The sequence below is a fragment of the Streptomyces sp. NPDC002779 genome, assembly GCF_042888685.1.
GTDB lineage: Bacteria > Actinomycetota > Actinomycetes > Streptomycetales > Streptomycetaceae > Streptomyces.
Map to the genome: position 1 here is coordinate 925,339 of NZ_JBIAQC010000001.1, position 20,259 is coordinate 945,597.

At 71.5% G+C, this 20,259-nt stretch carries 16 protein-coding genes; 6 read left to right on the forward strand and 10 right to left on the reverse strand.

The genetic code is table 11. The features are described from left to right. Positions 1-2: 2 nt before the first annotated feature. Both ACFYW5_RS04145 and ACFYW5_RS04150 read right to left on the reverse strand, forming a co-directional pair. Entirely contained in the window at positions 3-2,993 is a 2,991-nt protein-coding gene (locus tag ACFYW5_RS04145; protein ID WP_389415373.1) for a protein kinase, read from the reverse strand. Between the two features lie 174 nt (positions 2,994-3,167). Beyond that, positions 3,168-5,069: a serine/threonine-protein kinase gene (locus ACFYW5_RS04150; RefSeq protein ID WP_389415374.1), complete on the reverse strand. Its 1,902-nt coding sequence runs from the start codon at positions 5,067-5,069 to the stop codon at positions 3,168-3,170. A 170-nt stretch (positions 5,070-5,239) separates the two neighbouring features. Here ACFYW5_RS04150 and ACFYW5_RS04155 point away from each other — a divergent pair, with 170 nt between their 5' ends. After that, the gene (locus tag ACFYW5_RS04155) at positions 5,240-6,283 is read left to right on the forward strand and encodes a serine hydrolase domain-containing protein (protein ID WP_389415375.1); all 1,044 of its coding nucleotides are present in this window, start codon (positions 5,240-5,242) and stop codon (positions 6,281-6,283) included. 125 nt (positions 6,284-6,408) lie between these two features. Here ACFYW5_RS04155 and ACFYW5_RS04160 read toward each other — a convergent pair whose 3' ends face one another. After that, entirely contained in the window at positions 6,409-8,115 is a 1,707-nt protein-coding gene (locus tag ACFYW5_RS04160; protein WP_389415376.1) for a glycerol-3-phosphate dehydrogenase/oxidase, read from the reverse strand. 292 nt (positions 8,116-8,407) lie between these two features. Between ACFYW5_RS04160 and ACFYW5_RS04165 the strand changes: the two genes are divergently transcribed. Continuing rightward, the gene (locus tag ACFYW5_RS04165) at positions 8,408-9,616 is read left to right on the forward strand and encodes a nucleotide sugar dehydrogenase (RefSeq protein WP_389415377.1); all 1,209 of its coding nucleotides are present in this window, start codon (positions 8,408-8,410) and stop codon (positions 9,614-9,616) included. A 62-nt stretch (positions 9,617-9,678) separates the two neighbouring features. Here the strand turns inward: ACFYW5_RS04165 and ACFYW5_RS04170 are convergent, their stop codons facing one another. The 4 genes from ACFYW5_RS04170 to ACFYW5_RS04185 form a co-directional block, all read right to left on the reverse strand. Then, a complete protein-coding gene (locus ACFYW5_RS04170) occupies positions 9,679-10,803 on the reverse strand; it encodes a GuaB3 family IMP dehydrogenase-related protein (protein WP_389415378.1) in 1,125 nt (374 codons plus the stop codon). Positions 10,804-10,907: 104 nt separating this feature from the next. Next, positions 10,908-12,416 (reverse strand): IMP dehydrogenase, encoded by a 1,509-nt coding sequence (guaB, locus tag ACFYW5_RS04175; protein ID WP_389415379.1) that lies wholly within the window; start codon positions 12,414-12,416, stop codon positions 10,908-10,910. Positions 12,417-12,558: 142 nt separating this feature from the next. Then, positions 12,559-13,146, reverse strand: a complete 588-nt coding sequence (locus ACFYW5_RS04180; protein WP_389415380.1) for a sigma-70 family RNA polymerase sigma factor — start codon at positions 13,144-13,146, stop codon at positions 12,559-12,561. 260 nt (positions 13,147-13,406) lie between these two features. Further along, on the reverse strand, positions 13,407-14,018 hold the full coding sequence (locus ACFYW5_RS04185; RefSeq protein WP_003948568.1) for a response regulator transcription factor: 612 nt from the start codon (positions 14,016-14,018) through the stop codon (positions 13,407-13,409). 381 nt (positions 14,019-14,399) lie between these two features. Here ACFYW5_RS04185 and ACFYW5_RS04190 point away from each other — a divergent pair, with 381 nt between their 5' ends. Next, a complete protein-coding gene (locus ACFYW5_RS04190; RefSeq protein WP_389415381.1) occupies positions 14,400-14,729 on the forward strand; it encodes a WhiB family transcriptional regulator in 330 nt (109 codons plus the stop codon). 41 nt (positions 14,730-14,770) lie between these two features. On the opposite strand, the gene ACFYW5_RS04195 is transcribed toward ACFYW5_RS04190, so the two are convergent. Further along, complete coding sequence (locus ACFYW5_RS04195) at positions 14,771-15,706, reverse strand: LysR family transcriptional regulator (protein ID WP_389415382.1); 936 nt, start codon at positions 15,704-15,706, stop codon at positions 14,771-14,773. Between the two features lie 80 nt (positions 15,707-15,786). Here ACFYW5_RS04195 and ACFYW5_RS04200 point away from each other — a divergent pair, with 80 nt between their 5' ends. The 3 genes from ACFYW5_RS04200 (at position 15,787) to ACFYW5_RS04210 (ending at position 18,095) form a co-directional block, all read left to right on the forward strand. Beyond that, complete coding sequence (locus ACFYW5_RS04200) at positions 15,787-16,455, forward strand: MOSC domain-containing protein (protein WP_389415383.1); 669 nt, start codon at positions 15,787-15,789, stop codon at positions 16,453-16,455. 88 nt (positions 16,456-16,543) lie between these two features. Next, positions 16,544-17,317: an SDR family NAD(P)-dependent oxidoreductase gene (locus ACFYW5_RS04205; RefSeq protein WP_389415384.1), complete on the forward strand. Its 774-nt coding sequence runs from the start codon at positions 16,544-16,546 to the stop codon at positions 17,315-17,317. 70 nt (positions 17,318-17,387) lie between these two features. Then, positions 17,388-18,095: an ester cyclase gene (locus ACFYW5_RS04210; RefSeq protein ID WP_389415385.1), complete on the forward strand. Its 708-nt coding sequence runs from the start codon at positions 17,388-17,390 to the stop codon at positions 18,093-18,095. A gap of 53 nt (positions 18,096-18,148) precedes the next feature. On the opposite strand, the gene groL is transcribed toward ACFYW5_RS04210, so the two are convergent. Both groL and groES read right to left on the reverse strand, forming a co-directional pair. Beyond that, positions 18,149-19,777, reverse strand: a complete 1,629-nt coding sequence (gene groL / locus ACFYW5_RS04215) for a chaperonin GroEL (protein WP_389415386.1) — start codon at positions 19,775-19,777, stop codon at positions 18,149-18,151. A 118-nt stretch (positions 19,778-19,895) separates the two neighbouring features. Next, positions 19,896-20,204: a co-chaperone GroES gene (gene groES / locus ACFYW5_RS04220; RefSeq protein ID WP_149511938.1), complete on the reverse strand. Its 309-nt coding sequence runs from the start codon at positions 20,202-20,204 to the stop codon at positions 19,896-19,898. Between the last annotated feature and the right edge of the window lie 55 nt (positions 20,205-20,259).

Below are 20,259 nucleotides of genomic sequence, written 5' to 3' on the forward strand. Positions count from 1 at the left end.
GATCAGCCGGTGACCTGATACGTCGCCGACGCCTGCTCGAACAGCCGGGTCACCTCGTCCCGCTCCGCCTCCGGACCGCGCACCTGCACGACGTGGTACCGGTCGTCGATCAGGATGGCGAGGTTGCGGACGAACCGCTCGCGGCCTTCGTCGTCGGTCCAGGTGAACTGGCCCTCGGCCATGCTCCGTCCGCCCACCTCGATGGTCTTCAGACCGGTGGAGGTGGCCCAGCTGGAGTCCCGGTACGGCTGCAGCTCGGGCTCGTCCTCCCGCTGGTACGCCATCGGGTCGCCGCCGAACTCGTCCGCGGTGTCCCGGCCCGGTACGACGATGAGCTCGAAGTCGCCGTGCGCGTAGACCACTTGTCCGCGGCCGTTCTTCGCCTCCCGGTCCCAGCCGTTGGCGACGGCGACCCGGAAGCCCTCGTCGTCCGCGCGCAGGGTGAAGCCGTCGGCGACATCGGGACCGGTGGTCTGTGAGTCGGTCGAACGCGCCGACTCCGAAGGGCTGTTCCCGGGCTTCTCCGGCTCCTCGCCGGGTGAGGTCTGGTCGGGCCGGGGCTCACTGCTGGCCTCCGGCGCCTGGCCGACCTCGCCCGTGGCGCCGGCCCGGCCGGTGTTCTCGGCGCCGCCGCTCTCGGCCTTCGGCATGAAGAGCATGGCGTACGCGACGGCTCCCGCCATCAGCAGCAGGATCAGCACGAGCAGCGTACGGCCCAGGCTGCGCGGCGAACTCTCCTCCTTACGGGCCCGCTTGTGCCGTCCCTGGTGCGCGGGCAGCCCCGCACGCCGCCTGCGCACCAGCTCGCCCCTGCGGCGCACCACCGGCAGCCGGCTGGCGTCGGCGGGCGGCGCGGCAACGACATGCGCCCCGGCCTCCGGCTCGGGCGCGGACCGCACGAGGGAGCGCAGCCAGCCGCGCAGTTCCTCGAAGTCGATCCGCTCGGTGGGGTCCTGGCGCAGCAGCGACTCCACGACCGGTCGGAGCGGGCCGCACTCCTCCGCGAAGGCGGGCGGCTCGGCGCACACCATCTGCACCAGCTCGGCGGTGGACTCCTCGGGGTACGGGGCGTGCCCCTGCACGGCCCGGAACAGCAGCGCGCCGAGCGCCCACAGGTCGGTGGCCGGGCCGATGGGCGCCGCCAACTGCCAGTTCTCGTGCACCGGACCGGCCTGCTCGGGCGCCCACCGCTCGGTGACGGGCCCCACGACGGCCATACGGGCCTGCCGGGCCCGCTCAGCGGCAAGCGCGGTGGCGGGCCCCCGGCGCACGGGGGCGCTAGCGGCCAACTCGTCCCAGCGACTGGGCGACGGGACGACGGGGGCGATCCCGGTGTGGCCGGCGGCACCGGCGGACGGGCGTCCAGCGGAGCCCGGCGCACCGGCGGGCGGCAGCCCCGCGGGACCCGGGGAACCGGCGGACGGGCGACCAGCGGAGCCCGGCGCACCGGCGGATCGGTGCCCGGCGGAGCCCGGCGAACCGGCGGGGCGTCCGGCGGAGCCTGGACGGCGGGCGCCCGTGCCCTGGGTTCCGGGGGAAGGGATCAGCGGGCCGTTCCCGGCCGGGGGCAGCGCCGTGCGGCCCGGGCCTGCCTCGACTCCGGGCCGGCCGGCCGACTCCGGGGCCACACCCGGGGCGCCCGGGCGGGGGGCGGCACCGTGCCAGGAACCGGCACGGACACCGTACGGATCGGCAATCTGACCGGGCGTCCCGGCGGGCGGCTGGTGAGCGCCGTCGGCGGAGGGGTACGGCGGCTGCTGGGCCCCACCGGCCGAGGGATACGGCGGCTGCTGGGCGCCGTTCGCGGTCGGATACGGCTGCTGGGCGCTGTTGCCCGAGGGATACGGCTGCTGCGCCCCGTTCGCCGAGGGATACGGCTGCTGCTGCGCCCCACCGCCCGTGAAGTACGGCGACTGCGACGCCCCGTTCGCCGAGGAATACGGCGGCTCCTGGGCCCCGTTCGAGGGATACGGCGGCTGCGGCGCACCGTTGCCCTCGGGGGCCGAGCGGGCGCCCGGCAACGCGGCTCGGCCGTTCTGCGCCTCCTGCACCCGGGCCGCGGCCCGCGCCCCCGCTCGGTACGCGGCGATCGCCCCGGCCCGCGCCGCCCGGATGTCCCCGCCGGGCCCGCCCGACCCACCGGACGCACCGGATCCGCCGGATCCACCGGCCTCCACCGCCCGGGGCCCCGCCGCTCCGGCTCCCGCGCCGATCGGACCGGCGGGCCCGCCCGGTCCGCCGACCGGGGGCAGCCCAGTGGCCTCCCGGGCCTCGATCGCGGCCCGCCGAGCGGCCTCGGGGTCCATCTCCACGGAGACCGAACCGCCGGGGGGACCACCGGATCCGCCGACCCCCGCACCGCCCTCGTCATCGTCCACCGGCACCGGGTCGTACCCGCACAGCGCCTCTTCCGCGGCCCCGACCGCGAGACCGGTCAGCATCACCCGTCCGTCGTCGCAGACGAGCACGGTCCGGGCGGTGATGTTCCGGTGCACCCAGCCGTGCGCGTGCAGCACCCGCAGCGCCATCAGCACGTCGGAGGCGACCTCGGCCGCCCGGTACGGCGTCAGCGGCTTCTCCGCGAGCAGCGCGGCCAGCGGTCGCGCCGGCACCAGCTCGCTGACGATCCAGAGCGAACCGCCCTCGGCGAACACGTCGAAGACCTGGTCCAGCCGGGGATGGTCCGGAATGCGGGCCGCGGCCTGCGCGGCCTCCACCGCCCGCCGCACGGCCGGATCGCTGGGCCGCCGGGCACTGCCGCGTGGAGCGGGCCGCCGCGCCGCGCCCCGCTCACGCGCGGTGAAACCGTCGGGCAGCCCCTCCGCGTCGAGCACCTCGGCCTCGACGACCTCCGGCAACGGCACCTGCCGGACCAGGACTTCCTGTCCGCTGTAGGTGTCGAAGGCGCGCGTCTCGGTGAGTTCGTACTCGTCGGACGGCGGCAGCGGCAGGCGGTAGCGGTCGGCGAGCACCCGACCCGCATAGTCGTCCACGACGCCTCCCCCGGCCGCCCGGTTGGTCAAATCCGTTCGCCTTGCGTCCCGTTGTGGCCGCATACCTGGATGCGTACGGTCCGCAAGCACTCACGATACGTGCCGTAGGCAACCCATAAAGAGGGGATGCCAGATCTCACGCACCAAACCGTGACCACGCATCATCGCGGTGGATCACGACTCCGGTTCGAAGGACTTCGTCAGCGTCCGCCATGTGTCCTTACGCAGCTCAGTACCCCAATTGGCGGCTTTCGCCGTGTACATCAGCCCATACCCGAGATCGTCGTCCACCACGAACCCACGGTCGATGCTCCGGTACTTGGTACCCCCGTCGACGTAGGTGAACTCCCAATCGGCCGTGTTCCAGTCGCGGTAGTCCACCGCCTCTATGCGGATCCGCTGGTACTGGGAGCGCTGCATGGCGCCTTCCTGCGCCTCCCAGTCGGCAACGGGGTCGTCCTTGGGCTCAGTGGTCCAGCCGATGAGCAGCTTCTGCCCGTCGGGCCCGGTGAACCGGTCACCCGCTGCGCTCGTGGACTGGTACTTCCACCCCTTGGGCAGCCCGATGGAGTACCCCTGGCTGCCCTCATGCGTAACCGCCACACCGCCGCCACTTCCGGACGAACCGTCCGAGCCCGCCCCGCCCCCGGCGGAACCGCTCGCACTGGCGCTCGGCGTCGATCCGGTCGACGCGGACGGGCTCGCCTGCCCGTCCGGCGTCGCCGCACCGCTCTCGTCGTCCCTGGTGTCGCCGCTCGCGCTCGCCTCGGCCGAGGACTTGGTGCCCCCACCGCCCGCGGTGCCCTTGGGGTCGTCGTCCCCGCTGAACGCGACCGCCAGCACCACCCCGATGACGGCCAGCACCACGACCGCGGCGATGATCAGCAACGTCCGCCGCGGCACCACATCGGTGAGCGGCGCCCTGGGCGCCGGCCGGGCCGGCAGATCCGGCGGCGTCATCACGGGCCACCCCGAACTACGCCCCCCGCCCTGCCCGTTGCCCCCGGCAGCACCGCGCTGCTCGTCGCCGCCCGCGCCCGAACCGGCCGTCGCGCCACCCGAGTCGGCACGCGAGGCGTCCGCGGCCCCCGCCGAGACGGCGGCCTTGCGCACGGAACGCAGCGCCCCCCGCAACCGCTCCCCGGCGTCCGCCGGCGCCTCCGGCTGGGCCGGCAGCGGCACGGCCTTCGTCGCGTCCTGCACCTCCGCCTCCGCCTTGGGCTCGGGGGCATGGATGACCGCGTTCAGCATCGACCGCGCACCGGCGTCGTCGAGCCGCTGCGCCGGGTCCTTGGTGAGCAGCCCGTGGATCACGTCCCGCAGCGGCCCGGCGTTCTTCGGCTCCTCCAACGGCTCGGTCATCACCGCGGTGAGCGTGGCGATCGCGGAGCCCCTGTCGTACGGCGGCACCCCCTCGACCGCCGCGTACAGCAGACCGCCGAGCGACCACAGGTCGGCCGCCGGTCCCGGCTTGTGCCCGCGCGCCCGCTCCGGGGAGATGTAGGAGGGCGCGCCGACGAGCATGCCGGTGGAGGTGATCGACGGATCGCCCTCGACCTGGGCGATGCCGAAGTCGGTGAGCACGACCCGGCCGTCGTCGGCGATCAGCACGTTCGACGGCTTCACGTCCCGGTGCAGGATGCCCTGACGGTGGGCCGAGCGCAGCACGTCGAGCACCGCGAGCCCGACCTCCGCCGCACGTCTCGGCTTCAGCAGGCCGTCCTCCCGGATGACCTCGGCGAGCGACTTCCCCTCGACGAGCTCCATCACGATCCAGGGCCGGTCGTCCTCGTCGACCACGTCGTAGACCGTCACCGCGCTGTTGTTGCGGATCCGCGCGATGGCCTTGGCCTCCCGCAGCGTCCGCGTGATCAGCCGGCGTTTCTCCTCCTCCTCGATGCTCGAGGGGAACCGCAGCTCCTTCACGGCGACGGTCCGGCCCAGCGTCTCGTCCTGCGCACGCCAGACCGTACCCATGCCGCCACGGCCCAGCACATCTCCCAGCCGGTACCGCCCGGCGAGGAGACGACCGCTGTTGTCCTGACGGGATGCTCCCGCCCGCTCCGCCTCCGACATGCGTCCCCTCATGCAACCCGCCCTGACAGAGCCTCCATTGTCTCTCACCCGACAAGTGCCCGACGCCCAGGGTGCCGCTGGTGCGCAAGTGGACCGGGAGTCGGGTGTGCCCCCGGCGGAACCGGCCGTTCCGCACCCTGCATCATGGGCCCCGACAAGGAGGTCCCGCCATGCCGCCACTACGGACCCTACTGGCCGTTCCCGTGGCCCTGGCCCTGCTGGCGCTCACCCCGTCCACCTCCTCCGTGCCCGCCGCACCGACCACGGACGCGGTGCTTCCGCTGCTGGTCACCCAGGGCGGCGCCCCGGCCGCGGCGCTGCTCTCCCGCGCGGAGGACGGCAGCCGTTACGCCGAGGCCGGCCCCGGCATCGCCGCCGCCGACCACTTCCGGGCGGGCAGCATCACCAAGACCTTCCTCGCCACGGTGGTCCTGCAACTGGCCGCCGAAGACCGGCTGTCCCTGTCCGACCCGGTGGACAAGCACCTGCCGGGCCTGGTGCGCGGAGCGGGCCACGACGGTCGCGCGCTGACCCTGCGTGCCCTGCTCACCCAGACCAGCGGCCTGCACGACTTCACCGCCGACACCGGGGGCCTGGTCCCCCTCTCCCCTCGTCAGGCCGTCCGCCTCGCGCTCACCCACCCCCCGGCCGACCGCGGCCGATTCGCCTACTCCAACACCAACTACGTCCTGCTCGGCCTGGTCGTCCGGCAGGTCACCGGCCGCTCCTACGCGGCCGAGGCCCAACGCCGGCTGATCGCTCCACTGCGGCTGACCGGCACCTCCTTTCCCGGATCACGCACCTCGCTGCCCTCCCCGCACGGCCGCGCCTACACCTCCGGCGGGCGCGATGTCACCGAGCTCGACCCGCGGGTGGCCGGGGCCGCGGGTGAGCTGGTGACCACGCTCGCCGATCTGAACCGCTTCTACGCGGCGCTGCTCGGCGGTGAACTGCTGCCCCCGCACTGGATGCGCGAGATGCTCGACACCCGCGCCGCACACGGCCTGTACGGCATGGGTCTGTTTCCCGTGCGGCTGCCCTGCGGCACCACGGTGTGGGGCCACAACGGGATCATCTCCGGCAGCTTCGTGCGCACCGCGGCCACCGTCGACGGACGCCGTGTCCTGACTTACCGGGTGAACACGACGGCGGTGACGGACCCCGGTCTCGAACCCCGGCTGCTCACCGCCGAGTTCTGCCCCCGCACCCGGTAGAACGGCCGGGTTCCGGGCGAAGATCCCCGCTCCCGCCACTCGTTCGAGTGAACAAAGAGGTGCACGAAAAAGGGCGAACGCAAGGGCCGGCGCAAGCAAGGGCCGGCGCAAGGGCGAGCGAAGGGCTACAGCGGCACGATGTCCGGCGCCCCCAGCCGCGCCGCGTCCGCGGTCAGATCGTCCGGCTGCCGCTGCGACTCCCGCTCCGCCTCCACCCGCTTCTCGTAGTGCTGGATCTCCCGCTCGATGTGGTCCTTGTCCCAGCCGAGGACCGGCGCCATCAGCTCGGCCGCCTCGCGGGCGCTGAGGGTGCCGCGGTCGAAGGTCTCGATGGAGATACGGGTCCGCCGGGTCAGCACGTCGTCCAGGTGCCGTGCGCCCTCGTGCGAGGCGGCGTACACCACCTCGGCGCGCAGATAGTCCTCGGCCGCCCGCAGCGGCTCGCCCAGCGAGGGGTCCGCGGCGATGAGGTCGAGCACCTCCTCCGCCAGCGCGCCGTAGCGGTTCAACAGGTGCTCCACGCGCACCACATGAAGCCCCGTCCGGGCGGCGATGCGCGCCCGCGCGTTCCACAGCGCCCGGTAGCCCTCCGCGCCCAGCAGCGGGACGTCCTCGGTGACGCACTCCGCGACCCGCATGTCCAGCCCGTGCACCGCCTCGTCAACGGCGTCCTTGGCCATCACCCGGTACGTCGTGTACTTCCCGCCCGCCACGACGACGAGCCCCGGCACCGGATGGGCCACGGTGTGCTCGCGCGACAGCTTGCTGGTGGCGTCCGACTCACCGGCCAGCAGCGGCCGCAGCCCCGCGTACACGCCCTGCACGTCGTCCCGGGTGAGCGGCACGGCGAGCACGGAGTTCACATGCTCCAGCAGATAGTCGATGTCGGCGCTGGACGCGGCCGGGTGCGCCTTGTCGAGGTCCCAGTCGGTGTCCGTGGTGCCGATGATCCAGTGCCGCCCCCAGGGGATGACGAACAGCACGGACTTCTCGGTCCGCAGGATGAGACCGGTCCCGGAGTGGATGCGGTCCTTGGGCACGACCAGGTGGATGCCCTTGGAGGCGCGCACATGGAACTGCCCCCGCTCCCCCACCATGGCCTGGGTGTCGTCGGTCCACACACCGGTGGCGTTGACGATCTGCTTGGCGCGGACCTCGTACTCCCCGCCGGCCTCGACGTCCTGCACCCGGGCGCCGACCACCCGCTCGCCCTCGCGCAGGAATCCGGTCACCCGCGCGCGGTTGGCCACCTGGGCGCCGTACGCGGCGGCGGTGCGGACCAGGGTGGCGACGTACCGGGCGTCGTCCATCTGGGCGTCGTAGTACTGCAGGGCGCCGACCAGCGCGTCCTTCTTCAAGGCGGGCGCCACCCGCAGGGCGTGACGGCGGCTCAGGTGACGGTGCATGGGCAGGCCCCGGCCGTGGCCGCGGGCCATCGACATGGCGTCGTAGAGGGCGACGCCGGAACCGGCGTACAGCCGCTCCCAGCCCTGGTGCTGAAGGGGGTACAGGAACGGCACCGGCTTCACCAGGTGCGGGGCGAGCCGCTCCAGCAGCAGGCCGCGCTCCTTGAGCGCCTCGCGCACGAGCGTGAAGTCGAGCATCTCCAGATAGCGCAGGCCGCCGTGGATCAGCTTGCTGGACCTGCTCGACGTGCCCGACGCCCAGTCACGCGCCTCGACCAGTCCGGTGGACAGGCCCCGGGTCGCCGCGTCGAGCGCGGTGCCCGCGCCGACCACTCCGGCGCCCACGACCAGCAGATCCAGTTCGCGCTCGGCCATTGCCGCGAGCGACTCGGCGCGTTGCGCCGGCCCCAGTGTCGCTGTCCTCACCGCTGCCTCCCGCTGTAGGTCGTCCCGGCCGCACCGGTGGGCGAAGCCCGGTCCTGTCCCCCATGCCCAAAGTCTGACCGGCTTGCCCGACTTCAGCCACCAGTCGCCCCCAGCCTGTGGACAACCTTCACGGATCTGTCCGCCGGGTGTTGCCCGCCCGCCGGGAAGACACACAGGATCAATCCCGTATTTCGGTCATATTTACTCCTAGTCTGACATTGCGCTCGCCCGTCCTGTCCACAGGGCTTGCGCACCTGTCCCGCTTCGGTTACTGGGAAGGACGGCCCACGCCATGCCCGCAGATCTCGCCGTCATCGGACTCGGCCCGTACGGCCTGCCCCTGGCCCAGGCCGCCGTGGCCGTCGGCATCTCCACGCTCGGTTACCGCACCGGGCCCGAACCCGGCTCGCTCAGCCCCGCGGAGGTGCGCCGCATGCTCGCGGCGGGCTTCCGGCACGCCACCAGCCCGGCCGAACTGGGCCGGGTGCGCACCGCCGTCATCTGCGCGCCCACCCCGCGCGGGGCGGACGGCGGCCTGGACCTCACCCAGGTCGAGACGGCCGCCCGCACGCTGGCCGGGCGCATGCGCCCGCACACCACGGTGATCCTGGAGTCACCGGTGCCCCCGGGCACCACCGAGGACGTCCTGCGCCCGCTGCTGGAGGAGGGCTCGGGGCTCCGCGCGGGCCGCGACTTCCACCTGGCCTACTCCCCCAGCCGAGTGGATCCCGGCAACCGCGACTTCACCCCCGCCAACACACCGAAGGTGATCGGCGGCCTGACTCCCGCGTGCACCGAGTCGGCGGCGGCCTTCTACGCACGCCTCACCGACAAGGTGGTACGCGCGCGTGGCCCGCGAGAAGCGGAGACGGTGCAGCTGCTGGAGACCAACTTCCGGCACGTCAACATCGCCCTCGTCAACGAGATGGCCGCCCTCTGCCACGACATGGGCGTCGACCTGTGGGACGTCATCCGCTGCGCGGAGACCAAGCCCTTCGGCTTCCACTCCTTCCGCCCCGGCCCGGGCGTCGGCGGCCACGCCGTCCCCCAGGACCTGACCGGCCACACCGGCCGCACCCTGCGCATGGTCGAACTGGCCCAGCAGGTCAACAGCCAGATGCCGCGCTACGTCATCCAGCGCGCGGCCACCCTCCTCAACGAGCACGGCAAATCGGCGCGCGGGGCCCGCGTCCTGCTGCTCGGGGTCACCTACAAGGCGGACCTCGCCGACCAGCAGTCCACCCCGGCCGAGGAGATCGCCGTCCGCCTGATGAGCCTCGGCGCCTCCGTCAGCTACCACGACCCGCACATCCCCTCCTGGAACGTCCTGGACCGCCCGGTCCCGCGCGCGGACTCCCTCTACGAGGCAGCGGCCGACGCGGACCTGACCATCCTGCTCCAGCAGCACCGGACGTACGACCTCCAGGGCCTGTCGGTGAAGGCACAGCTGCTGCTCGACACCCGGGGGGCCACGCCCACGGGGGCGGCGCACCGGCTGTGAAGAAGGTCATGGGAAGGGCCGGTCACCCCTCGGGATGACCGGCCCTTCGGACACCGTACGACCTACCGCTTGTGCTGCGAGTCGGCCACCGTGACCTCGACCCGCTGGAATTCCTTCAGCTCGCTGTACCCGGTCGTGGCCATGGCCCGGCGCAGCGCGCCGAAGAGGTTCATCGAGCCGTCGGGGGTGTGCGACGGGCCCGTCAGGACCTCCTCGATGGTGCCGACCGTGCCGAGGTCGACCTTCTTGCCGCGCGGCAGCTCCTCGTTCACGGCCTCCATGCCCCAGTGGTGGCCGCGGCCGGGCGCGTCGGTGGCCCGGGCCAGCGGGGAGCCCATCATCACCGCGTCCGCGCCGCAGGCGATCGCCTTCGGGATGTCGCCGGACCAGCCCACGCCGCCGTCCGCGATGACGTGGACGTACCGGCCGCCGGACTCGTCCATGTAGTCGCGGCGGGCCGCGGCCACGTCGGCGACCGCGGTGGCCATCGGGACCTGGATGCCGAGGACGTTGCGCGTGGTGTGCGCCGCGCCGCCGCCGAAGCCGACCAGGACGCCCGCCGCACCGGTGCGCATCAGGTGCAGGGCCGCGGTGTACGTGGCGCAGCCGCCGACGATCACCGGGACGTCGAGCTCGTAGATGAACTGCTTCAGGTTCAGCGGCTCGTGCGAGCCCGATACGTGCTCCGCGGAGACCGTCGTACCGCGGATGACGAAGAGATCCACGCCCGCGTCCACCACGGCCTTGGAGAACTGCGCCGTGCGCTGCGGGGAGAGCGCCGCCGCGGTGACCACGCCCGAGTCGCGCACCTCCTTGATGCGCGCGCCGATCAGCTCCTCCTTGATGGGAGCCGCGTAGATCTCCTGGAGGCGGCGGGTCGCGGCCTCGTCGGGCAGCTCGGTGATCTCGTCGAGCAGCGGCTGCGGGTCCTCGTGGCGCGTCCACAGGCCCTCGAGGTTCAGCACGCCGAGGCCGCCGAGCTCACCGATGCGGATCGCGGTGGCCGGTGAGACGACCGAGTCCATGGGGGCGGCCAGGAACGGCAGCTCGAAGCGGTAGGCGTCGATCTGCCAGGCGATCGAGACCTCCTTCGGGTCCCGCGTACGACGGCTCGGGACGACGGCGATGTCGTCGAAGGCGTACGCCCTGCGGCCGCGCTTGCCGCGCCCGATCTCGATCTCAGTCACGTCTGTGGCCTTTCCCTGATGCGTTTCAGCGTCTTCCAGTATCGCCGACGGGCACGGCGAGGGCGGCCCCGGTGCTCCGGGGCCGCCCTGGAAGAGGCTCGCGCCTACTTGTTACGGCTGTAGTTCGGCGCCTCGACCGTCATCTGGATGTCGTGCGGGTGGCTCTCCTTGAGCCCCGCCGAGGTGATCCGGACGAACTGGCCGCCCGCCTGGAGCTCGGGGACCGTACGGCCGCCGACGTAGAACATCGACTGGCGCAGGCCGCCGACCAGCTGGTGGACGACCGAGGAGAGCGGACCGCGGTAGGGCACCTGGCCCTCGATACCCTCGGGCACGAGCTGCTCGTCGGAGGCGACGCCCTCCTGGAAGTACCGGTCCTTGGAGAACGACTTGCGGTCGCCGCGGGACTGCATGGCCCCGAGCGAGCCCATGCCGCGGTACGACTTGAACTGCTTGCCGTTGATGAACATCAGCTCGCCCGGCGACTCCTCGCAGCCCGCGAGCAGCGAGCCGAGCATCACCGTGTCGGCGCCCGCGACCAGGGCCTTGGCGATGTCGCCCGAGTACTGCAGGCCGCCGTCGCCGATGACCGGGATCCCGGCCTCCTTGGCGGCGAGGGACGCCTCGTAGATGGCGGTGACCTGCGGGACACCGATGCCGGCGACGACCCGGGTGGTGCAGATCGAGCCGGGGCCGACGCCGACCTTGATGCCGTCCACACCGGCGTCGATCAGCGCCTGGGCGCCGTCCCGGGTGGCGATGTTGCCGCCGATGACGTCGACGCCGGCGGAGTTCGACTTGATCTTGGCGACCATGTCGCCGACCAGCCGGGAGTGGCCGTGCGCGGTGTCCACGACGATGAAGTCGACACCGGCCTCGACGAGGGCCTGGGCGCGCTCGAAGGCGTCCCCGGCCACGCCGACCGCGGCGCCGACCAGCAGGCGGCCCTCGGCGTCCTTGGCGGCGTTCGGGTACTTCTCCGCCTTGACGAAGTCCTTGACCGTGATCAGGCCCTTGAGGACGCCCGCGTCGTCGACCAGCGGCAGCTTCTCGATCTTGTGCTTGCGCAGCAGCTCCATGGCCTCCACGCCGGAGATGCCGACCTTGCCGGTGACCAGCGGCATCGGGGTCATGACCTCGCGGACCCGGCGGGAGCGGTCCGTCTCGAAGGCCATGTCACGGTTGGTGACGATGCCGAGGAGCTTCTTCTCCCCGTCGGTGACCGGCACACCGCTGATGCGGAACTTGGCGCACAGCGCGTCGGCCTCGGCGAGCGTAGCGTCCGGGTGCACGGTGATGGGGTCGGCCACCATGCCGGACTCGGAGCGCTTCACCAGGTCGACCTGGTTGGCCTGGTCCTCGATGGAGAGATTGCGGTGCAGTACGCCGACGCCGCCCTGGCGGGCCATCGCGATCGCCATGCGCGACTCGGTGACCTTGTCCATGGCGGCGGACAGCAGCGGGATGTTGACCCGGACGTTCTTGGAGACGTACGAGGCGGTGTCGATGTCGTCGGGCGCCATGTCGGACGCGCCCGGCAGCAGCAGCACATCGTCGTAGGTCAGCCCGAGTGTCGCGAATTTGGCGGGCACTCCGTCGACGTTGGCAGTCATGACACCTTCCCCAAATGGCCTTGATCGGTGCGGATGTCCATGCTAACGGGAAGCACGGCTAGCAAATTCCACGGTCCTGACCGACCTCGGGCTTCGTATGTTCGTACGGAATCGAGGGGACGCCTGTTCAAGAAAGGGCGGATTACTGCTCCGCCAGCGCCCGCAGCCTGCTCAGGGCCCGGTGCTGGGCCACCCGCACCGCTCCGGGTGACATTCCCAACATCTGGCCCGTCTCCTCCGCGGTCAGCCCCACCGCGATCCGCAGCAGCAGCAGCTCACGCTGGTTCTCGGGCAGGTTGGCCATGAGTTTCTTGGCCCATTCGGCGTCGCTGCTGAGCAGGGCGCGCTCCTCGGGGCCGAGGGAGTCGTCGGGGCGCTCCGGCATCTCGTCGGAGGGGACCGCGGTCGATCCGGGGTGGCGCATGGCCGCCCGCTGCAGGTCGGCGACCTTGTGCGCGGCGATGGCGAAGACGAACGCCTCGAAGGGGCGGCCGGTGTCCCGGTAGCGCGGCAGCGCGAGCAGGACGGCCACGCAGACCTCCTGCGCGAGGTCCTCCACGAAGTGCCGGGCGTCTCCGGGCAGCCGGGACAGCCGGGTGCGGCAGTAGCGCAGGGCGAGGGGGTGGACATGGGCGAGCAGGTCATGCGTGGCCTGCTCGTCCCCGTCGACAGCGCGATGGACGAGTGCACCGATCGCCCCTGCGGCAGTGGCCGCCTCGTCGTCGCGCATCGGTCCATGGTGCCCTGCGGCGCCGCGGTCCGCGGCACCGCGTCCCATGTTGTGCACCGAAGCGTTATGAGCAGGTGCGCCGGAACTCATCTCCTGCGCCCTCCCCTTCCGCTCGACCGACTTGTCCCCGAGAGACTCCACAACTCAAGGATGCGGCATCCGCGACGAAACGAGCACCCGCGCCCCAAACGGGGCGCGGGGAACTGCGCGACCAGCCACAGCCGACCTGCACCGAGGCGAGGGCGAGCACGACCGAGTTCTCAGCGAACCAGGCCCCATCGGAACCCGAGCGCCACAGCGTGCGCCCGGTCAGAGGCACCGAGCTTCTTGAACAAGCGCCGGGCGTGCGTCTTGACGGTGTCCTCGGAGAGGAACAGCTCACGCCCGATCTCGGCATTGGACCGGCCGTGGCTCATGCCCTCCAGCACCTGGATCTCCCGCGCGGTGAGCGTGGGCGCGGCGCCCATCTCCGCGGAGCGCAGCCGACGCGGGGCGAGCCGCCAGGTCGGGTCGGCCAGCGCCTGGGTCACCGTCGCGCGCAGCTCGGCGCGCGAGGCGTCCTTGTGCAGATAACCCCGCGCGCCGGCGGCGACCGCGAGGGCCACGCCGTCCAGGTCCTCGGCGACGGTGAGCATGATGATGCGCGCCCCGGGGTCGGCGGACAGCAGCCGCCGCACGGTCTCGACGCCGCCCAGACCGGGCATGCGTACGTCCATCAGAATCAGGTCCGAGCGGTCGGCGCCCCAGCGGCGGAGGACTTCCTCGCCGTTGGCCGCCGTCGTCACACGCTCCACACCGGGCACGGTCGCGACCGCGCGGCGGAGTGCCTCTCGGGCAAGCGGGGAGTCGTCGCAGACGAGGACGGATGTCATGGCCGCCCTCCGCAGCTGATGCACGTCACCTTGAGCCTCCAGGCTGGTACGAAATCGTCACCTGTGCGGTCGACCGTCTCGGACGCCTGCCCGAGCGCTTGTTGTTTCAACCGCATCCGCACTCTCAACGACGGTCACTCGAAAGAGTTACGGGGCCGTGCGCCGTCTTCGGCACTCTACGTGAGGGGTCGGACACGGTGCAGACATGCACGGCAGACCCTCAAGCTTTCATCACAAGCCATGCCCCATTCAGACCTTTTTCTTCCCATTTCCTGGTGTCTGAGGCTAGATTCGCAATGAGTCATATTTTCATCTACTTAGATCATAGATGTACGGTCGTAGACACCGTATCCGCCCAGAACGGCTACAAGGGGTCACGCAATGGCAGATTTCTCCCGCCTTCCCGGACCGAACGCGGACCTGTGGGACTGGCAGCTCCTGGCTGCCTGCCGCGGGGTCGACAGTTCGCTCTTCTTCCATCCGGAGGGCGAACGCGGTGCGGCCCGGAGTGCTCGTGAGAACTCGGCCAAAGAGGTCTGTATGAGATGCCCCGTCCGTGCCCAGTGCGCGGCGCACGCGCTGGCGGTGCGCGAACCGTACGGCGTATGGGGCGGCTTGACCGAGGACGAGCGCGAGGAGCTCATGGGGCGGGCGCGCCACCGGCTGGTGTCGGCGTCGACCGGCGGCGGGCACACCGCCTCGAACAACTGAAGGAACGTTTCTTCACAGCTGGGGCACGCGCAGGCGTGCCCTTACTTCGTGCGCCCCGACTCGCTGTTCGTGTCCCGCACTTGACGGTTCGCCGCCCGCGCCAGCTGCTCCAGCGTCGCCGTCACCGCCGGCACCTGGGCGAGGTCGGGCAGGGTGAGGGCGACGATCTCCCGGCGCACCGCCGGTTCCAGTGTCACCGTGCGTGCACCGCGCGGGCGTACCGACTCCACCGCCAACTGGGGCAGGACCGCCACGCCCAGGCCCGCGCCGACCAGGCCGACCACCGCCGGATAGTCGTCGGTGGCGAAGTCGATGCGCGGGGTGAAGCCGGCGCCCTCGCACACCTCGACCAACTGACCGCGGCAGCGCGGGCATCCGGCGATCCAGGGCTCGGCGGCGAGGTCGCCGATCGCCACGGACCGCGCCCGCGCGAGCCGGTGCCGCTCCGGGACCAGGGCGACCAGGCGGTCGGTGAGCAGGGGCCGGACCACGAGGTCGTCCCATTCGCCCTCCTGGGCCGCGCCCTCGTAGCGGAAGGCGAGGGCCAGGTCGCAGTCGCCCTCGCGGAGCAGTTCCACGGACCTCGGCGGCTCGGCCTCCTCCAGGGAGACCCGGGTGCCGGGGTGCGCGGCGCGCAGGGCGGCGAGGGCGGTGGGGACGAGGGTGGAGCTGCCGCTGGGGAAGGAGACCAGACGGACCCGGCCGGCGCGCAGGCCCGCGATGGCGGCGACCTCCTCCTCGGCGGCGGTGAGTCCGGCGAGGATGCCGACCGCGTGCCGGACGAGGGCCTCGCCCGCCTGGGTCAGCCGCATCTCGCGGCCGCTGCGGATCAGCAGGGGGGTGCCGACGGACGCCTCCAGCGCCTTCATCTGCTGGCTGACGGCGGGCTGGGTGCAGCCCAGTTCGCGCCCCGCCGCGGAGAAGGAGCCGGTGGTGGCGACGGCGCGCAGTACGCGCAGATGTCGGGCCTCGATCACCCCACAAGGATAAGCGAGGCTTTGATCAGGCGCTCCTAAATGCGCTGAAGCTTTGACCCTGCTTCGCCTACCGTGCCGCCATGAAGCTTCTCTCTGTGAATCTGGGCCGCCGGACGGCGGTGCCCTACACGGACCACCCCGAGGGTGTGACCGCGATCGACAAGCGGCCGACCGACGCGCCGGTGCGGGTGGCGGCGCCGGGGCCGAAGGGGACCGGGGCGAGCGGGCTGGCCGGGGACGACATATGCGACACGCGGCATCACGGCGGGGACGACCAGGCCGTGTACGCGATGGCGCGTGAGGACCTGGACGAGTGGGAGCGCGAACTGGGGCGTTCGCTGGCGAGCGGTGCCTTCGGCGAGAACTTCACGACCAGCGGCCTGGACGTGTCCGGCGCCCTGATCGGGGAGCGCTGGCGGGTCGGCCCGGAGCTGGTGCTGGAGGTGACGTGCGGGCGCATCCCCTGCCGTACCTTCCAGGGCCACCTGGGTGAGCAGCGGTGGGTGAAGCGGTTCACGGCGAAGGGGGCGCCGGGGGCGTATCTGCGGGTGATCGAGCCGGGTGAGGTGCGGGCGGGCGACGCGATCGAGATCCTGCACCGGCCGGACCACGAGGTGACGGTGGCGCTGCAGTTCCGGGCGGTCACCACACAGCGGGAGCTGCTGCCGCGGCTGCTGCCGGCGGGCGAGGCGCTGCACCCGGAGTCGCTGGCGGCGGCGCGCAAGTACGTGTCGCGGTACGGCGTCTGACGTGACGTCCGGCGGCGAGGTGGGCAGGTCCTGGAAAGGAGCCGGGCAGGGAGCGGATTCGCCCGGTCCGGGTCACTAATCTTGCGTCATGACAACGGCTCTCATCACGGGATCGACCGCGGGCATCGGCGCCGCCTTCGCACGGCGGCTGGCCGCCGACGGACACAACCTCGTCCTCGTCGCACGGGACACCAAGCGGCTGCGCGAGCAGGCGACTGAGCTGCACGACCGGCACGGCATCGAGGCGGAGGTCCTGACCGCGGACCTGGCGACGGACGAGGGCATCGAGGCGGTGGCCGCCCGGCTCGCCGACCGCAGGAACCCCGTCGACCTGCTGATCAACAACGCCGGTTTCGGCAACAAGGGCCGCTATCTCGACGTCTCCATGGCCGACGAGCTGAAGATGCTCAAGGTGCACTGCGAGGCGGTGCTGCGGCTGACGTCCGCGGCGGCCGAGGCGATGCGCGAGCGGGGCCGGGGCGGGGTGGTGAACGTCGCCTCGGTCGCCGCCTTCGTGCCGCGCGGGACCTACGGTGCCTCCAAGGCGTGGGTCGTGCAGTTCACCCAGGGCGCGGCGCGCGACCTGGCCGGCAGCGGCGTGCGGCTGATGGCGCTGTGCCCGGGCTTCGTGCGCACCGAGTTCCATGAGCGGGCCGGGATGGGCACGGACAACATCCCCCGCTGGATGTGGCTGGACGCCGACAAGCTGGTCGCGTCCGCCCTGGACGATCTGGCGCGGGGCAAGACGGTGTCGATCCCCGACCCCCGGTACAAGGTGCTGATGGGCGTCACGAAGGTGGTGCCGCGCGGGATGCTCGGCGGGCTCAGCTCCCGGACGGGGCGCAAGTACGGGCCGCAGTAGGGGCGCGAGTCCGGCCGAGCGGGGACAATGGAGGTGTTCGACCGGACCCTCGGGGGACGGAGGCGACGCCATGACGTTCGTACAGCTCATCGACTGCAGAACAAGCCGGTTCGACGAGATGAACCGGCTGATGGACACGTGGGTCGAGCAGACCAAGGGGAAGCGGACCGCGACGCACAGCGTGATCGGCAAGGACCGGTCCGACGCGTCGCACTTCATCGAGATCGTGGAGTTCCCGTCGTACGAGGAGGCGATGCGGAATTCGAGTCTCCCGGAGACCGGCCGGATCTTCGAGGACATGGTCGCCCTCTGCGACGAGACGCCGACGTTCACCGATCTGGACGTCGTGCGGGACGACCAGCTGGCCGAGGCGACCGTGCGGCGGTTCTTCGAGGAGATAGCCGGGAAGGGCGATGCCCCGACGCTGAATGACGTGCTCGTCGAGGACTATCACGACCACGATCCCGCCAACCCGCAGGACACGATCGGCATCGACGCGATGCGGCGCGAGGTGCGGATGTGGCGCGACGGCTTCGACTTCACGTTCACGATCGAGGACCAGCTGGCCCAGGGCGACCTGGTGTGCACCCGCTGGGCCATCGACGGCCGGCACACGGGCGACTTCATGGGCATCCGGGCCACCGGACGGCAGGTGTCCATGACCGGGTGCACCATCCACCGGTGCACCCCGGAGGGGAAGATCGCCGAGGGCTGGTGGCAGTACGACCGGCTGGGGCTGATGGAGCAGCTGGGCGCGCTGGAGGGGCTGGAGCGGTAGGCAACGCGAAGGCCCGGCACCCCTGGGGTGCCGGGCCTCAGTGCTGACGTACGTCAGTGGGAGTGGCCGTGGCTGTGGCCGTGACCGGCGGCCGGCTCCTCCTCTTCCTTCTTCTCGACGACCAGGGTCTCGGTCGTGAGGAGGAGGGAGGCGATGGAGGCGGCGTTCTCCAGGGCGGAGCGGGTGACCTTCACCGGGTCGATGACGCCGGCCTTGACCAGGTCGCCGTACTCGCCGGTGGCGGCGTTGAAGCCCTGGCCCTTGTCGAGCTCGGCGACCTTGGCGGTGATGACGTAACCCTCCAGGCCGGCGTTCTCGGCGATCCAGCGCAGCGGCTCGACGACCGCGCGGCGGACCACGGCGACACCGGTGGCCTCGTCGCCGGTCTTGCCGAGGCCGCCCTCGAGCACCTTGGCGGCGTGCACCAGAGCGGAGCCACCACCGGAGACGATGCCCTCCTCGACCGCGGCGCGGGTCGCGGAGATGGCGTCCTCCAGACGGTGCTTCTTCTCCTTCAGCTCCACCTCGGTGGCGGCGCCGACCTTGATCACGCACACGCCGCCGGCCAGCTTCGCGAGGCGCTCCTGGAGCTTCTCGCGGTCCCAGTCGGAGTCGGTGTTCTCGATCTCGGCCTTGATCTGGTTGACGCGGCCCGCGACGTCCTCGGTGTTGCCGGCGCCGTCGACGACGGTCGTGTCGTCCTTGGTGACCGTGACACGGCGGGCGGAGCCCAGCACGTCCAGGTCGGCCTGGTCGAGCTTGAGGCCGACCTCCTCGGAGATGACCGTGGCGCCGGTGAGGACCGCGAGGTCCTGCAGCATCGCCTTGCGGCGGTCACCGAAGCCGGGGGCCTTGACCGCGACCGCGTTGAAGGTGCCGCGGATCTTGTTCACGACCAGGGTCGACAGGGCCTCGCCCTCGACATCCTCGGCGATGATCAGCAGCGGCTTGGAGGCACCCGACTGGATGACCTTCTCCAGCAGCGGCAGCAGGTCCTGGATGGAGGAGATCTTGCCCTGGTTGATGAGGATGTAGGGGTCCTCCAGGACGGCCTCCATGCGCTCCTGGTCCGTCACGAAGTACGGCGACAGGTAGCCCTTGTCGAAGGCCATGCCCTCGGTGAAGTCCAGCTCCAGACCGAAGGTGTTGGACTCCTCGACGGTGATGACACCGTCCTTGCCGACCTTGTCCATCGCCTCGGCGATGAGCTCGCCGACCTGGCTGTCCTGGGCGGACAGACCGGCGACGGCGGCGATGTCGGACTTCTCGTCGATCGGGCGCGCGGTGGCGAGGAGCTCCTCGGACACGGCGGCGACGGCCGCGTCGATGCCCTTCTTCAGCAGCGCCGGGGAGGCACCCGCGGCGACGTTCTTCAGGCCCTCGCGGACGAGCGCCTGGGCCAGCACGGTGGCGGTGGTCGTACCGTCACCCGCGATGTCGTTGGTCTTGGTCGCCACCTCCTTCACCAGCTGGGCGCCGAGGTTCTCGTACGGGTCGTCGAGCTCGACCTCGCGGGCGATGGTGACGCCGTCGTTGGTGATGGTGGGGGCGCCGAACTTCTTGTCGATGACGACGTTGCGGCCCTTGGGGCCGATCGTCACCTTGACCGTGTCGGCCAGCTTGTTGACGCCGCGCTCGAGGGCGCGACGGGCGTCCTCGTCGAACTTCAGGATCTTCGCCATGACAGCGGGAGCCCTCTCGGATCGGTGGGTTCTCAAAAAGAAACTGCGCCCCGGGCGCCCGGCTTCTTATGTGGTCGCGGGGGCCAGGGGCGCAGCTCGAAAAACTTTGAGGTTGTGGTTACTTCTCGATGATCGCGAGCACGTCGCGAGCCGAGAGGACGAGGTACTCCTCGCCGTTGTACTTCACCTCGGTGCCGCCGTACTTGCTGTACAGCACGATGTCGCCGGTCTTGACGTCGAGCGGCAGACGGTCGCCGTTCTCGAAGCGGCCCGGGCCCACGGCAAGGACGACGCCCTCCTGGGGCTTCTCCTTGGCGGTGTCCGGGATGACCAGGCCAGAGGCGGTGGTCTGCTCGGCGTCGAGCGGCTGGACCACAATGCGGTCCTCGAGCGGCTTGATGGCAACCTTGGAGCTGGTGGTCGTCACGATCCGACCTCCCCCTTCGGAGATCTCACGGGGTTAACTGTCTGAGGTGGCGACC